A 14,628-nucleotide genomic window follows, 5' to 3' on the forward strand; every position below is an offset into this window, starting at 1 on the left:
TCACCTGATCCGGTCGGGCAGGGGGCGAACGGCGACTGCCGCCGCCGCGGGGGCGTCACCGATGTCGGCCAGGGGAGGAGCTGGGGTTCGTTTGCCCAGGTCGGGGCCGGTCAGCGGCGGGTTTGGCGCAGTGCGGCGGCGGGCAATTCGACGGTGATACCGGGCTTCGGAGTCTCCACGCCGGCGCCCGAAATGGCCGTCGGCCCGGTCGTGCACCACGGCGCAATCGGTGCCGCGAGGTTATGGTGCAGTGCGGCATACCGTGGTCGGGAACGAGGAGGAACCGGGTGGCGGACGCTTCGAGGGTGGAAGACCTTCAGCCCGGTGATCACGCCTGTCTGATGTTCTCCGACAGCGAGGAGCGCCTCGACCTCGTGGCGGCGTTCGCCCGGGTCGGGCTGCGGCATGACCAGCAGGTGCTGTGCCTGACCGATACGATCCCGCCGGCCGAGTTTCGCGCGCAGCTGGCCGAGCGCGGGCTGGCGGTGCACGACGCCGTGGACAGTGGACAGCTTCACGTGGCCGGCGCCGCCGAGCTGTTCCTCGCCGACGGTTCATTCGGCGCCGAGCGGGTGGCGGCGCGGCTGGCCGGGCGCATCGCGCAGGCCCGGGACGGGGGATTCGCCGGGCTGTGGGTCACCGCCGACATGTGCTGGGCGTTGCGGCCGGTGGCCGGCATCGAGGAGCTGATGACGTACGAATCGCAGGTCAGTCAGCTGCTGTCGGACGGCCGCGCGACCGCGGTCTGCCAGTACGACCGGCAGTGCTTCGACGCGGTGACCCTGGCCGGTGTCGCGGCCAACCACGAGCGGGCACTGGCGGCGGTGACCTACCACGACGACGCGTTGCTGCGCATCTGCCGCCAGTACGCGCCGCCCGGCATCCGGGTCGCAGGGGAGATCGACTACCGGGGGGTCGAGCCACTGACCCGGGCTTTGACCGAGGCGCTGGCCCTGGACGAGCACATCGACGTCAACCTGCTCGGATTGAGCTTCATCGACGGCAGCGCGGCCGGTGCGCTGGCCCAGGCCGCCGCGGCCGTGCCGAACGGCTCGCGGATGAGCGTGCGGTGCCGCGCGCAGGCCGGCAAGGTGCTGCGGGCTCTGGGCATCGCGGACGCCCCGGGGGTGCAACTGGTGGTCGCCGATGACCAGTAACCCCGGCGTTCCCGTGCACGGCAAGCCTCCCGAGGAAGCCGCGACGCCCCTGGTGTTGCTCGACGAGCCGTTCGCAATCAAGGACCTGACCGCGCTGCGGCAAGCGGTCGCCGCCCACGCCGGCCGCACCCGCCTGTCCCCGGATCGGGTCGCTGACCTGGTGCTCATCGCCTCCGAGCTGACCAGCAACGCCGTGCGCCACGGCGGCGGCCACGGGCGGCTCCGCCTGTGGACCACCGACACCGCCGCGTGTTGTCAGGTCACCGACGACGGACCCGGCCTGCCGGCCACCTACCAGTTCCCCGAACGGTCTCCTGACCTGGCCACGGCCGGTGGCCGCGGCCTGTGGCTGGTGCTGTACTTCAGCGACTCGATCAGCGTCGAGCACACCGGTGAGCGTGGCGTGGCCATCACCGCCACCATGAACCTGCCGCAGCATTGACCCATCGCGCTCACCCTGTGTAGGGCCGCGACTCCGGAAGGCCATATTTTCCACGCTCGACGTCGCCGCTGGTCGGGCGGCGTTCGGATTCGGTCGGAGTTCGCGTACGGGCCTGGCGTGTGTCCCACGATCAAGGACAAGCACCCCGATCCCTGAGATGAGGATCGCCTGTCCTTCGTAGCCTATCTGCGCTGGGGAAAGCCATGGTGACGGAAGATCAAGGTCCGGGCGGTTGCGCTGTCGCCCCGGACGACGCTGAAATGGTGGCGCTGCGCCATCTCAACGACGTTCACGGGCCGGTCCTGTTGGCCTACATCACTCGCCTCACCAGAGGCAACATCCACTGGGCGCAGGACATCCTGCAGGAAACGTGTCTGCGGGCCTGGCGCAATCCGGACGCCCGTAACAGTGACGGCAAGTGGAGCCGCGCGTGGCTGTTCACGGTCGCCCGCCGGATCACCATCGACCATGTTCGGGCGGTCCAGGCACGCCCGCCGGAATATCTCGACGAGCGTATCGATGCACACCGCGGCGGCATCGGCGACGAGTTCGAGCGGCACCTGGACCGGCGGGAGGTCCGTGAGGCCATGGCCGAGCTGCCGGAGCGGCAGCAACGCATCCTGATCGAAATCTACTTCCGGGAGCGCTCCGTGGAAGAGGCGGCCGCGATTCTCGGCATCCCCGCCGGAACCGTGAAGTCGAGAACGTTCTACGCGCTCAAGGCGCTGCGTGAACAACTGGTCGGGCGCGGCTTCTGGGCTGCCGGGACGACCCGGATCCCGGCAGGGGCCCGGCGCGTATGACGGCTGCCCGGTGCCTGTGCGGTTCAGTCGTCAGCCGCACACCGCTGCGGCAGGTCGTGAACCTCGCGCCACAGGCATCCGTTGTGGAACGCAACCGTCGACCCTGACCTCGAGCCGGAAAGGTGACCCCTCATGCCGTGGACCAACGACTACCAGCAGAGCCGCGCACAGATGCTGCAGGACATCAACGCGCTTTCCAGCCAGTCCAACACCAACCGGAAAGCCAGCAAGGCCGGCATCCTCCTCCACTTCCACTACCGGGACCCGGTGACCAGCGAGAAGAGGGTATTGACGCGCGCGACCGGCGTGTACCTCAGTGGTAAGGCAGCGAACGAGCAGACCCCCGCCAACCAGCTGCAGCATCCGCAGTCCGAGGAGGCCAAGCGGGAGGCGGAACACATGGCGGACCGCAGGGCGCGCGACATCGTCCTCGACGTCGTCGAGCAGGGGATCCAGCCGTACAAGGTCACGGCCGACCTGCTTGGCGACAAGGGCAGCTGCGACCGCTGTGCCTTCACCATGCAGACGCTGGCCGACGACCTGGCGAACTATTTCCCCACCGCCCGCGACGAGGTCAAACTCAACGCCTTCTATCTGCGTTCGAACCAGTTTCCGGCGGACCATGCGGCCTACGTGGGCCGACAGGGACGGTCCACCTACGGCAGTGGCAGCGCTGAGCCGGTACGCATCGGCACCACCCAGGTGTGGCGCGACACCTTCATTCCCGGGGAGACCGACCATCGCCGTCCGGCGGACCCGCAGGCGGTCGGACGTGGCAGTGTCTCCTCCTACACGGACCGTTCGCCGTACACCTCGTCGTACGAGGGCGGCTCGGGTCGCAGCACCTCGCCGGGGTCGTCGTCCGGTGGCGGTGGCGACTACCCGTCGTCCGGGCAGGGCAGCGGCCACAGCTCCGAATCGGAGACCTCCCGCTGGTCCAACGAGGCCACCCATTCGTCGAACTATCTTCCCGGCAACAACGCGACCGGCCGGGTGAGCCACGCGAACACGCCGCTGGACCTCAGCTCCATGAGCCTCGGTCCCACCTTCAGCAAGGATTTCAAGACCGTCGTCGCCGACGGGGCGACGTACACGAAGACGGCCCAGGTGGGGAACCTGCACGCCTACGCGCACAGCAAGACCGGGGATCTCGGTCTCTGGGACGCCCGAACCTCCGACTGGACGGCCTATCCCGGCTTCAACGCCAAGGAGTGGGTCCGCCAGCAGGCGGCGGGCGCCAGCGCGGGGAAGAGTGCCGGGGAGCCGAGCCGGAGCCACGCAGAGTCCTCCACGTCGTCGACCCGGCACCACAAGTCCAAGGAACACAAGAAGAAGCACGTGAGCGGCAAATGACGACGGCCGGGAGTCTCCACGGGAAAGTCGCGGTCGTCACCGGTGGCAGCCGGGGCATCGGGGCGGCCGTCGCGGCCCGGTACGCGACCGCGGGCGCGGGCGTCGTCATCGGCTACCACCGCGCTGTCGACGCCGCCCACAAACTGGCCGCCCAGCTCACGGCAACCGGAGCCAGGTGCGTGGCGCTGCACGCCGATGTCGCCGACCCGCAGCAGACCGTACGGCTGATCGACCAGGCCGTGGACACGTTCGGCAGTCTCGACATCCTGGCCTCCTGCGCGGGCATCAACCACTTCGGCGGCCTGACCGAGCTCACCCCGGCGGACTTCGACCGCGTCTTCGCGGTCAACACCCGCGGCCAGCTCATCGCGGCCCAGCAGGCCGCCCGCCGGATGAGTGACGGCGGGCGCATCATCCTCACCTCCTCCAACGCCGCCCGCCGGACGATCTTCGAACACGCCCTGTACGCCGCGAGCAAGTCGGCGGTCGAGGCCATGGTGCGATGCCTGTCCGTCGAGCTCGGCCGGCGCGGAATCACGATCAACGCCGTGGCCCCCGGTGCCACCGCCACCGACATGGCGGCCAACAACGCGGCGAAATACCAGCCGCCCGGGATGAACCTGCCCGCCGAGAAGTGGCTCGCCCTGAGCTACGCCCTGGGCCGGATCGCCACCCCCGCCGAGGTCGCCGGGGCGTACGCCTTCCTCGCCGGCGCGGACGCCGCCTACATCACGGGTCGCACGCTGCCGGTCGAGGGCTGCGTCTTCTGACACCAGGGGGTGACACAGTGGCCATACTCTGCAAACCCGCGGTCGCGGTGCCGGAAAACGTCGTCACGCTGCAGGACACGTTGGACCTGACCGAACGCCTGCACGCCGGGCATCCCCAGCTCGCCCTGATACTCCGGCTGATCCGCAACACCGGCGTCCGCAAACGCCACATCGTCCAGCCGCTCGACCGTACGCTGAAGCATCCCGGACTCGCCGAGCGCAACCGCATCTACGCGGCCGAGTCGAGGAAACGCACGCCCGCCGTCATCCTGGATGCGCTGGCCAGCGCCGAGCTCACCACGGACGATGTCGACGCCATCATCTACGTCTCCTGCACCGGGTTCCTGATGCCCTCACTCACCGCGTGGCTGATCAACGAGCTCGGGTTCCGCAGCAACACCCGGCAGATCCCCATCGCTCAGCTCGGGTGCGCGGCGGGCGGCGCCGCGATCAACCGGGCCCACGACTTCTGCCGCGCATACCCCGGCAGCAACGTCCTGATCGTCTCGTGCGAGTTGTGCTCGCTGTGCTACCAGCCCACCGACGTCGGCGTCGGGAACCTGCTCAGCGCCGGGTTGTTCGGCGACGCGGTCGCCGCGGCCGTGGTCCGCGGCAGCGGTGGCGTCGGCGTCTCGCTGGAACGCAACAGCAGCCACCTGATCCCGCACACCGAGGATTGGATCTCGTACGCGGTGCGCTCCACCGGTTTCCACTTCCAGCTGGACCGCCGCGTGCCGGGCACCATGGAACCGATGGCGCCGGTGCTGCGTGCGCTCGCCACCGCCCACGGGTGGGACGCCGGCGACCTCGGCTTCTACATCGTGCACGCCGGCGGGCCGCGCATCCTCGACGACCTGAGCAAGTTCCTGGGCGTGCACCCCGACGCGTTCCGCCACAGCCGGGCAACCCTGACCGAGTACGGCAACATCGCCAGCGCGGTCGTGCTCGACGCGCTGGCCCGGCTGTTCGACGACGGCGGCGCCGGGGCCGGGGCGACCGGCCTCATCGCGGGCTTCGGACCCGGGATCACGGCCGAGATGGCGCTGGGCACGTGGGCCGGCGGCGCGGCCGGGCCGGGCGTCGACGAACTTCTGCGCACCTGACCCGACGGGAAGGCGGACCGATCCATGCCCCCAGACGACACCCGGATGCGCGAAGCGCTGTGGGCCTCCCGCGACCCGGCGTCGTTCGGCCCCGACATCCGGGCCGCCGCGCGGCAGACCATCGACCAGGACCTGCGCCGGAACCGCTGGGTGGCCCGGACGGGCCGAACCCTCCGCGCGGGAGCGGGCGATGTCGCCCGCTGGATGCGCCGGGCGTTCTCCCGGGGGCGTACCGGGCAGACGGTTCCAGGGGCTCCTGCCGCGAGCCCGGGGCGGGAAGCCCCGGGCGTGAGCAGCGGCCGCAAGACGTTCGAGCGGATGGTTCGCCTGATGCGCGCGGTACGCAATCTTGTCCGGTGGCTGCGCCGACGCGCGTCGCAGCCCGCCGACGTCCACGGCGCCGGGCAGCCGGCCCCCGAGCTCTGGTTCCCGCAGCCGCTGGCGCAGCGGATCATGAACCGCCCGGTTCCCGGCGAGCGGTACATGCGGTCGCTGCCGCCGGAACTCGGCCGTCGAGCCGCGATCGCCCAGGCGATCGAACTCACCATCCGCCAGGACCCGAAACTGGCCGCGCTGCACGCAGACGGCCGGATGACCGGCGCCGCGCAGTTCCTCGCCGCGGTCGACAGGGACATCGACCGGCACACCTCCGCCACGCCGCCCCTTCCGGCACAGGATCCGCAACGGGTGTCGATGTGGGGCGACGAGGTCCGGCGCGGCATCGCCCGGGCGTCCGCCGCACCGGCCGGGGATCCTGCCACGGCAGGGCCCGCCGATGGGGTTCAGGCCCAGGCGGCGCGGATGCGTACGGCCCGTCCGGACGGCGTGGCGCGGTCCCCGTCCAACCCGTCGGCGGCCTCGGCGGCCGTGCGCCGCTCGTCGAGCTCGGCCAACACGCCACGCCGGTGACCCGGCCCTGAACCGGGCTCTGGCCGGCCATTCGGCCTACGCACGGAGCATTCGCCTGCTTCAGGGGGATGGCGTTCGCATGGTCCTGACGGAACAGACGAAACCCGGCGCAGGACGCGACGATCCAACAGCGGCGTTTCCCTGGGCGGCATTGCCGTCCGCGGTCAGCGGGCTACCCATCCGGCCTCAGGGGAACCTGATGGCTGACCCTCCACACGCGCGACCCGAGAGATACGGGTGAGCGCGCCCAGCGACCACACGAACGGCCACCACGCCGCATCACCCCATTGACGACCTCAATACACCGAGATGTGTACGTGGTTGGTGTGCCAGCCCGACGGATCGTTGCCGCCGAACGGGTTGTTGTAGGCGTGCCAGCCCTGGGCCCGGGTCCAGATGCGGCGGAACCAGATGACGTACATGATGCCGAACCGGTCCGCGTTCGACACGGCCCAGGTGGCCAGCGCGTCGCCCCGCGCCCGTTGCGCCCCGGTGGCCTCACCGCCGCTGGTCATCATGAAGTCGCAGGCGCGGCCCTTCGGGTGTTCGCCGTGGTCGTCGACCCGCCAGCAGCCGGCCTCGGGATAACCCACGGCTGCGACGGCCCGGACCAGCTGAGCCGTCCGAGGGGTCAGGCAGCCGTGGCCCGTCGTCGGGTCCGGGCGGATGCTGCACGCCTCCGGCGGCCACGAACTGTCGGCGCTGCGCGGCGCCGATCCGGCACCGGCCGGCGTGAGGTTCGCACAGTCCAGGTCCACGCCCCCGAGGTCGCGGACCGCGGCGATCGCGGTGGCGGTGTGCTTGGCGTACGCATCGGGGTAGGCGCTGCGCTGCACGGTCTGCGCGGCCTGAGTGAGCTCCATGCTCTCCCAGCCGCCCACCTTGAGCAGCGCCGTGTAGAACGAATTCGCGGCATGCCCCGCGTCGTTGACCTGCTCCCGCGTACCCCACGCCGGGGGCGTCTGCTGGAAGATGCCCGACGAGCCGAACGCATCGGGCTCCGGATGGGCGTGCAGCGCACTCTCCTGCGCGGCGGTGGCGATGGCGACCGCCCAGCCGCGCGGCGGCACCCCGCGCTGCCGTCCGACGTCGACGATCAGCCGCGCCGTGGCCTGCTGCTCGACGTCGAGTTGCCAGGCGGTGCCCTGCGGCGCCAGGCAGTCGGCGGCCGTGCCGGCGAGCGCCGGTTTCCCGGACTCGACCAGGGCGATCGTGGTCAATGGCAGCAACACGCTCAGCGTGGCGCCGCCGACGAGTACGGCGGCGCGCCTCACGGCCGCCTGCCCGCTGTGTTGAACATGGGTCCTCCGAACCGGGTGCGGTCGGTGCGCGGACGCTACAACGCGGCTCGGCCGGGCGGAGTTCACCGGTCCGGCCGGTGGATGGATCCGCCGCGCACGCGAACCCCGGTCGACGGCCTGGATCCGCCGTTCCGGTGAACCACCCGGGGCGCCGGGCCGTCACGGGGCCGGACCAGTCCTCGCGTCGAGCGGTCTGGACCGGCCGGGAGGAACGACATGACACTGCATGCGAGCGACCTTTTCCCCAACGCACAGCGGGCGCGCCACTACGGCACCCCGCCGCCGGATGCTGCCTCCGCGTCGTCGTCCACGCCGGATCCCGCTGGGCTCACCCCGGCACGGCTGCCGGAACCCGCTGTGCCCGCGCCGGAATCCACGCCGGGGTTCGCGCCGCCGGGTGCCTCCGAGCCCTTGGAGCAGGCACCCGCCGCGCCGGAACAGTCGCCCGGTGAGCCGTTCACCGGCACGTCGCCGAGCGCGCCGGGCGGACCGTCGCCGGCTGCCTACCGCACGGATCTGCCCGAATGGGCCGGACCCGCCGCCGACGTGCTCGGCGATGAACCGTACGACGCGTTCGTCCGCCGGGTCACCGGGGGCGGCCGCTCCGCGCGCCGCCCGTGGCGCGAGCGACTGCGGCGTACGCCCGGGCGCCGAACCGCGGCACCCGCACGGGAAGCGCCGCCGCCCGCCGACCCGGCCGTGATCCGGCTGCCGGTCACGCGGACCTCGATGGTCACGGTCTGCAGCCCGGCGGCCGGGGCGGGCCGTACCTCGGTCACGCTCATGCTCGCCGCGACGCTGGGCCGGTACCGCAACGGGCGCACGCTGGCGTGGGAGGCGGCCGGCGGGGACGGCTCACTGGGCCGGCAGGCGGGGGCGAAACCCGTGTTCCGCGGCAGCATCCGTGACCTGCCGTACGTGCCCGGCGCCGGCTTCGACGTGCTGGACGGCGACAACTACGCCGAGGACCGCGACCGGCCGTTCGAGTGGCTGTACGCGATGCTGAGCCGCAGCTACGACATCCTCGTCCTCGACTCCGGCAGCGACCTGCGCGCACCGGCCTGGTCCGAGGTTACCCGGCGGGCGGACCAGCTGGTCGTCCCGGTCACGGTCCGCGCCGACTGCGTCGAGGCGGGGTTGTGGACCGTACGTGAATCGGCGGCCCGCTCCGCGATCGCCGTGCTGTCGTGCACCGAACCGCAGACCGACCCGGACCGGATCCGGCGGATCGCCGAACGCTTCGCGGCGATGCCGTGCGAGGTGGTCGTCGTCCCGTTCGACGAATGCCTGAGCCGGGCCGGATCGGCGCCCTACCGCGAGATCGGCGACCCGGCGCGCCAGGCCTACCTGAGCGTCGCGACCACCGTGATGCGTTCCCTGACCACCGCCTGACGACGAGGAGTAGCACGTTGACGTCCGACACCCCGCTGGCCCGCGTGCCCGGCGACAAGGTCACCAATCCGCTCGACGGAGTGACACCCGACATGGGCATCCTCGGGCCCGCGTTCGGCCACACCTGGGCCCGGGTCGCGGGCGCGGTCTGGGCCCTGCTCATCGCCGCCGCGGTCTTCTACCTCGCCGCCGGCTTCCTCGCAATGGCCCAGGCCAAGCGGGTCGGCAACGCACACATGATCACCGAGGCGACCGGGGACGTGAAGATCCGCGCGGTGGCGCTGGCCGGTCTCGTGGGGCTGCCGGTGATCGTCGGTGCGATCATCACGACGGTCGGCTGAGCACCATGCCGAACCTCGCATTCGCTCGGCTGTCGGCGGCCGTCGCTGCACCAATGCTGGTCGTCGGCATTCTGGTCACGCTGCTGTGGGTGACACCGCAGGACGGTGGCCAACCGGCCAGCCAGGCCGGGGCATACGGCTTCTCCGGCGGGCCGCCCACGATCGACCACCCGGAACCGGAGACTCTGCCAACCGGTTCCGTGGCCTTCGACGGCGTGGCAAGCCGGACCGGGCCTGCCGGTTTGCCCCTGGGCTTTCCGCACTCGACCATCGGCGCGGTGGCGGCCGGAACGGCCTGGCTGACGGTCATCGAGGGCGCGGGCGTACTGGACTCGGCCCGCCGTCCCGTGCTGCTGTCATCGCTGGGCGATACGCAGGTCGCGGCTGCGGTCGGTGATCGGATCGCCGCCCGCGCCGAGGCTCTCGGCCTGCCCGGGGACGGGCAGCCCCCGTCCGGACACGTGCTGGCGGTGGCCCGGCCGGAGTTCGGTGCCTACCGCCTGATCGAGGACGGCACCTCCATGGTTCGCATCGAGGTGTGGTACCCGTACCAGCTCGCCGTCGTGGCCGACGGTGCGCCGCCGCCCCGGGTGCGGTGGTTCCGGGCTCAGGTTGCGCTGCGCTGGGACGCAGCGCGAGACGACTGGCAGTTGGCCTCGGACATCACCGTTGCGGACGGGCCGGATCCCGGAGAGACGCGCCCATCCTTCGTCGCCCGGACCGCGGCCCTCGCGGCGTTCGGCCCGCGCTGGCAGCTGTACGCCGACACACAGGAGTAGACATGGGGGCACTGGTGGAATCACCCACGGCCGGACCGGGCGGCGGCTCACTGGACACGGCGATGGCCGATGCTGCCGCGTTCCTTGGCCGCAGCCTCTCGTCGCTGCTGGGCACCACGTTCACGGAACTGTCGCACGTCGCGTCGCCGGACATCGGGTCGCGGCAGTTCCTGTCGACGTACGCGGCCGGCGCCGGCATCGCCATGTTCGTCCTGGTGGTCATGCTGGCGCGGCTGTTCCACCGCGCCTCGTCGGGGGATCTGAGCGGGCATTCGATGGCCGAGTCGCTGTGGCGGTGGGTGCCCACCGCGATGCTGCTGGTGCTGTTCGCGCCGGCCGTGGGGCAGCTGATCGTGCAGCTGACCGACGCCGCCACGGCCAGCATCACCGGCTACTTCGCCGCCGACGTCGGCCCGCTGCCCGGCAAGTTGACCTCGATGGTGGTCATCTCCGACCCGGATGCGCTGCCGGGCGGCCCGATCGTGGCGCTGCTGGTGATGGCGCTGGCGTTCGTGGGGCTGGCCGGCATGGTCGGCGGGCTCACCGCGCAGACGCTGGTGCTGTACCTCACCGGCGCGGTCATGGCGGTCTCCTTCGTGGCGCTGATCGACCCGGCCACCCGCAGCCGGGCGTTGCGGCTGCCGGCGACCTGGCTGGCGCTGCTGCTGGCCAAGCCGTTGCTGTTCTTTCTGATCGGTACGGTCGCCCGGATCAGCGGGTCGGTCTTCACCGCCCGTCCCGGCGCCGACCCGGGCTGGCGGATCCTGATGCCGGCGCTGATGGGGGCGTTGACCCTGCTGTTCGTCGGGTTGGCCCCGTGGACGCTGATCAGGATGGCGCCGCGCCTGCCGGTCTCGGCCGCCGACCGGTACGGGCGGACCCGGCGCGGCCTCACAGGCGTTCAGGGGCAGGCGCCGAGCGCGACCATGCGGCAGATGTCGCACCGCCGGATGAGCGCGCTGCCGGTACCGGTGGCCGGACCGCCCGGCCCGACGGCGGTGACCGGGCGGCCGGTGACACACCCGGCCCGGCCCGCGGTGACCGGCCGGGCCGCCGGGCGGATCCCGGCACCGGCCGGCACCGATCCCCGCACCGCACCGGGCGGCACCGATCCCCGCACCGCACCGGGCGGCCCCGAAACGCGAACCGCACCGCACAGTGCCGAACCCCGGACCGCGCCGGCCGGCCGACGGCCCGCGTCACAGGACGCCGCACGCCGGTCCGATCCGGACTCCCTGCCCCCCTTCGGTGAGCAGGCGATCGACATGGCGCCGCCACCCGAACCCACCCGCTGGAGCGCCGCGCGATGACCACAGAGATGCGCACCGCACGACTGGGCGGCGAACTGCGCCGCCGTACCATGCTCGGCGGTGCCCGCAGCCGCATCGGCAACGTCATCCTGGCCGGCGCGCTCGTCGTGGGGACGCTGCTGGCCGTCACGGTCGGCGGGCCGGCCGGGATCGCCTCGGCGCTGCTGCTGTTCACCCCGCTGTTCGCGCTGACCCGGCAGAACCCGGTGACCGGCCGGTCGCCGGGCCGGGAGTTCGCGCTCGCGGTGCGCTGGCGGCTGCGCCGCCGCCGCGGCGAGACCACACTGGTGCCGCTGCACCTGGCCCCGCCGGTTGCCGCCCCGGCAACCCGGCAGCAGCGCCGCGCGGTACGCGCCTGGGCTCGGTCCATCCGCGACGAAGCGCCCGGCCTCGAAGGCGTCGAATGGCTCGGCGTCGACGGGCAGCCCGGTACGGTGCTGCTGCACCGCCCGCCCGGCGAACCCCGGTACCTGTCGGTGGCGTTGGAGGTGGACGGGCAGGCGCCGGGGCTGCGTACCGACAAGGACTACGACCAGGCGGCCGCCGCGTACGGGCGGCTGCTGGGCCGGCTCGCCCGCGACAGTGGACTGATCGGCGGAATCCAGTCGGTGACCCGGATCGTGCCGCTCGACTCCGCCGCGCACGAGCAGTGGGCGGCCGGGCACGTCGACCCGGCCGCCCCGGAGCTGCTGCTCAGCTCGTACGCCGAACTGGTGCGGATGACCGCGGGCGCGACCGAGATGGTGCGGCACTACCTGGCCGTACGGATGCCGTTGTCCGCAGCGTTCCTGCAGGAGGCCGCCGCGTGCGGGCCGGGTGAGGAGGGAATAGCCCGGCTGGCGCTGGCCCAGGCGCGCTGGGTCGCGTCGCTGGCCGCCTCGGCCGGGCTGCGGCAGCCGCGGATCCTGTCCGCGCATCACCTGGCCGCACTCCTGCGGCACCTGCAGAACCCGGACTTCCCGATCGACCAGACCGTCGACGTGTCGCCGACGACATGGCTGCGCGGGCAGCGCGCCGAACGGCACGGCACGGTCGTCGACGAGCGGTGGTGGCACCGCGTCGCGGCGATCCCGCGGTCGGCGGTGACCGCCGAGCCGGTCGGCTCCCGGTGGATCGCGCCGCTGCTGTACGGCATGGCGGCGCCGGTGCACCGCACCATCAGCCTGTGCGTCACGGTGCAGCCCGCCGCGCAGGCCCGCCGCCGCGCCCGCCAGGACCTGACGATGGACGTCGGGCAGGGCGAGGAGACCGCCCGCCGCGGGGCGATCGACGACGGCACCCAGGCCGTGCAGCTGTCGGCGTCCGCGCAGCGCCTCGCGGATCTGCAACCGGGCTCGGGCATCCACGGCGCGCAGTGGACCGGGTGGGTGTCGGTCAGCGCGCCCAGCGCCGACGCGGTCCTCCAGGCGTCCACCCGCATCGGTGACGCCGCCGACGAGTGCGGCATCGCCCAGCTCGACTGGCTCGGCTGCCGGCATGACGAGGCGCTTCCGGCCACCTGGCCGGTCTGGCGCGGAACGGAGATCGCACCGTGACCGGTCCGGACGTCGACATGCTGCGGCCGCAGGCGTGGCGGTGGCGCCGCTCGCCCGTACTGGGCCGGCTCGGCCTGTACGCGCCGCGGGTGCCCGGGATCCCCAGCACCACCCGGCAGGCGGAGGTGCTGTGCACCGCCATCTCGGCGCCACCCACCGCGGTGGAAGGGCTGATCAACGGCATCGACCTGACGACCGGCCAGCCGGTCTACCACGACCCGTTCACCGCGTACGAGAAGAAGGTGGTCTCCTCGCCCAACGTGGTGGTCCTCGGCGACCTCGGCAAGGGCAAGTCGAGCCTGCTCAAGACCGTGTTCGTGGTACGGCAGCTCACGTTCCGGCGGCGCCGGGCGGTCGTCGCCGACCGTAAGGACCAGAACGGCGAGGGCGAGTTCAGCGAGATCTGCCGGCAGCTCGGCGGCCGGCCGATCCGGTTCGAGCTGGGCGGGGGCGGCAGCCGGATCAACCTGCTGGACCCGGTGATCAACGTGTCGGCGGACGCGTCGACGACCGTCGCCGGGCAGCTGCAGCTGCTGCGGGCCGTGGTGCAGGTGGCGTCCGGGCGGCCGGTGGATTCGTGGCAGGGCGCGGCGTTGCGGGCCGCGCACCTGCGGGCCCTGCAGGTCGCCGACGACGAGGGCCGGGTCCCGGTGCTGCAGGACGTCGTGCAGGCGCTGACCGCGCCGCCGCCGGTGGCGAAGTTCGGCGGACTGGACACCCCGGGCGCCCGGCAGAGCTGGGCGGACGCGGCGCTGACCATGCGGTTCGACCTGGAACGGCTGATCGGCGACGACCTGGCGGGACTGTTCGACGGCCCCACGTCGCCGGACGTGACGCTTTCCGAACGGCTCACCTCGTTCGACCTGTCGCAGCTGCCCGCGGACGGGCCCGCGGTCCCGCTGGTGATGACCGTGGTCAACACGTGGCTGACCAATCTGCTGCGGCGCGAACGGGGCTGGCTGACCACGTTCGTGGCGGAGGAGGGATGGCATCTGGCCGAAGGCGTCGGCGCCCGGATCTTCCAGCGCAACAGCAAACTGTCGCGCGGCATCGGCCTGGCCAACGTGGTGGCTTTGCACCACGCCTCGGACATCCCGGCCGACTCGCCCGCGATCAGCATGCTGCAGGAGGCCGGCACGGTGTACCTGTACGCCCAGGGCCGGGCCGCCGACGCCCAGCGATGCATCGACCTCTACTCGCTGCCCGCGCACCTGCTGGACGACCTGATGTCGCTGCCGCAGGGCATCTGCCTGTTGCGGATCGACACCGGTGCGCCCATCGCCATGCAGCATCTGCGGTCGCGGTGGGAGACGGCCATCACCGACACGGACGGGGCCATGGGCGGCCACGCGAGCGGGGCGGCGAATCCGTGAACCCGAAGTGCCTCTGGTCCGTTGTAGCAGGTCGACCCGACCGGGACCCTCGAAGGGCGG

General features: G+C 72.2%; 14 protein-coding genes. 13 read left to right on the forward strand and 1 reads right to left on the reverse strand.

Annotation, left to right across the window (positions count from 1 at the left end):
• Positions 1-305: 305 nt before the first annotated feature.
• The 7 genes from ACMCNK_RS00590 (at position 306) to ACMCNK_RS00620 (ending at position 6,537) form a co-directional block, all read left to right on the forward strand.
• A complete protein-coding gene (locus ACMCNK_RS00590) occupies positions 306-1,157 on the forward strand; it encodes an MEDS domain-containing protein (protein ID WP_412734383.1) in 852 nt (283 codons plus the stop codon).
• Positions 1,147-1,599: an ATP-binding protein gene (locus ACMCNK_RS00595; RefSeq protein ID WP_412734384.1), complete on the forward strand. Its 453-nt coding sequence runs from the start codon at positions 1,147-1,149 to the stop codon at positions 1,597-1,599. The genes ACMCNK_RS00590 and ACMCNK_RS00595 overlap by 11 nt, the downstream gene beginning before the upstream one ends.
• A 203-nt stretch (positions 1,600-1,802) precedes the next feature.
• Positions 1,803-2,402: a sigma-70 family RNA polymerase sigma factor gene (locus ACMCNK_RS00600; RefSeq protein WP_412734385.1), complete on the forward strand. Its 600-nt coding sequence runs from the start codon at positions 1,803-1,805 to the stop codon at positions 2,400-2,402.
• A 171-nt stretch (positions 2,403-2,573) separates the two neighbouring features.
• Positions 2,574-3,755 carry a hypothetical protein gene (locus tag ACMCNK_RS00605; protein WP_412734386.1) on the forward strand — a complete coding sequence of 394 codons (1,182 nt, stop codon included), beginning with the start codon at positions 2,574-2,576 and terminating at the stop codon, positions 3,753-3,755.
• The gene (locus ACMCNK_RS00610) at positions 3,752-4,525 is read left to right on the forward strand and encodes an SDR family NAD(P)-dependent oxidoreductase (RefSeq protein ID WP_412734387.1); all 774 of its coding nucleotides are present in this window, start codon (positions 3,752-3,754) and stop codon (positions 4,523-4,525) included. Before ACMCNK_RS00605 ends, ACMCNK_RS00610 begins: the two co-directional genes overlap by 4 nt.
• 17 nt (positions 4,526-4,542) lie before the next feature.
• The gene (locus ACMCNK_RS00615; RefSeq protein WP_412734388.1) at positions 4,543-5,628 is read left to right on the forward strand and encodes a type III polyketide synthase; all 1,086 of its coding nucleotides are present in this window, start codon (positions 4,543-4,545) and stop codon (positions 5,626-5,628) included.
• 24 nt (positions 5,629-5,652) lie between these two features.
• Positions 5,653-6,537, forward strand: a complete 885-nt coding sequence (locus tag ACMCNK_RS00620; protein ID WP_412734389.1) for a hypothetical protein — start codon at positions 5,653-5,655, stop codon at positions 6,535-6,537.
• Positions 6,538-6,833: 296 nt separating this feature from the next.
• Here ACMCNK_RS00620 and ACMCNK_RS00625 read toward each other — a convergent pair whose 3' ends face one another.
• Positions 6,834-7,811, reverse strand: coding sequence for a hypothetical protein (locus ACMCNK_RS00625; RefSeq protein ID WP_412734390.1), 978 nt, complete (start codon positions 7,809-7,811; stop codon positions 6,834-6,836).
• 243 nt (positions 7,812-8,054) lie between these two features.
• Here ACMCNK_RS00625 and ACMCNK_RS00630 point away from each other — a divergent pair, with 243 nt between their 5' ends.
• From ACMCNK_RS00630 to ACMCNK_RS00655, 6 genes are read left to right on the forward strand one after another with little or no spacing between them, the layout of a single operon-like run.
• Entirely contained in the window at positions 8,055-9,230 is a 1,176-nt protein-coding gene (locus ACMCNK_RS00630) for a hypothetical protein (protein ID WP_412734391.1), read from the forward strand.
• Positions 9,231-9,247: 17 nt separating this feature from the next.
• Positions 9,248-9,571, forward strand: a complete 324-nt coding sequence (locus tag ACMCNK_RS00635; protein ID WP_412734392.1) for a hypothetical protein — start codon at positions 9,248-9,250, stop codon at positions 9,569-9,571.
• Between the two features lie 5 nt (positions 9,572-9,576).
• Complete coding sequence (locus ACMCNK_RS00640) at positions 9,577-10,350, forward strand: hypothetical protein (RefSeq protein WP_412734393.1); 774 nt, start codon at positions 9,577-9,579, stop codon at positions 10,348-10,350.
• A 2-nt stretch (positions 10,351-10,352) separates the two neighbouring features.
• Positions 10,353-11,660: a hypothetical protein gene (locus tag ACMCNK_RS00645; RefSeq protein WP_412734394.1), complete on the forward strand. Its 1,308-nt coding sequence runs from the start codon at positions 10,353-10,355 to the stop codon at positions 11,658-11,660.
• The gene (locus ACMCNK_RS00650; RefSeq protein ID WP_412734395.1) at positions 11,657-13,195 is read left to right on the forward strand and encodes an SCO6880 family protein; all 1,539 of its coding nucleotides are present in this window, start codon (positions 11,657-11,659) and stop codon (positions 13,193-13,195) included. Before ACMCNK_RS00645 ends, ACMCNK_RS00650 begins: the two co-directional genes overlap by 4 nt.
• Positions 13,192-14,568 carry a hypothetical protein gene (locus ACMCNK_RS00655; protein ID WP_412734396.1) on the forward strand — a complete coding sequence of 459 codons (1,377 nt, stop codon included), beginning with the start codon at positions 13,192-13,194 and terminating at the stop codon, positions 14,566-14,568. The genes ACMCNK_RS00650 and ACMCNK_RS00655 overlap by 4 nt, the downstream gene beginning before the upstream one ends.
• The last annotated feature ends 60 nt before the right edge of the window (positions 14,569-14,628 follow it).

The organism is Krasilnikovia sp. MM14-A1259, assembly GCF_047159535.1.
In the GTDB taxonomy this organism is placed as follows: Bacteria; Actinomycetota; Actinomycetes; order Mycobacteriales; family Micromonosporaceae; genus Actinoplanes.

What these genes read in the sequence shown, in the direction of transcription:
- ACMCNK_RS00605 (WP_412734386.1), top strand. Translation starts at nt 2,574, where the DNA reads ATGCTGCAGGACATCAACGCGCTTTCCAGCCAGTCCAACACCAACCGG.
- ACMCNK_RS00595 (WP_412734384.1), top strand. Translation starts at nt 1,147, where the DNA reads ATGACCAGTAACCCCGGCGTTCCCGTGCACGGCAAGCCTCCCGAGGAA.
- ACMCNK_RS00610 (WP_412734387.1), top strand. Translation starts at nt 3,752, where the DNA reads ATGACGACGGCCGGGAGTCTCCACGGGAAAGTCGCGGTCGTCACCGGT.
- ACMCNK_RS00645 (WP_412734394.1), top strand. Translation starts at nt 10,353, where the DNA reads ATGGGGGCACTGGTGGAATCACCCACGGCCGGACCGGGCGGCGGCTCA.
- ACMCNK_RS00600 (WP_412734385.1), top strand. Translation starts at nt 1,803, where the DNA reads ATGGTGACGGAAGATCAAGGTCCGGGCGGTTGCGCTGTCGCCCCGGAC.
- ACMCNK_RS00650 (WP_412734395.1), top strand. Translation starts at nt 11,657, where the DNA reads ATGACCACAGAGATGCGCACCGCACGACTGGGCGGCGAACTGCGCCGC.
- ACMCNK_RS00640 (WP_412734393.1), top strand. Translation starts at nt 9,577, where the DNA reads ATGCCGAACCTCGCATTCGCTCGGCTGTCGGCGGCCGTCGCTGCACCA.
- ACMCNK_RS00620 (WP_412734389.1), top strand. Translation starts at nt 5,653, where the DNA reads ATGCCCCCAGACGACACCCGGATGCGCGAAGCGCTGTGGGCCTCCCGC.
- ACMCNK_RS00630 (WP_412734391.1), top strand. Translation starts at nt 8,055, where the DNA reads ATGACACTGCATGCGAGCGACCTTTTCCCCAACGCACAGCGGGCGCGC.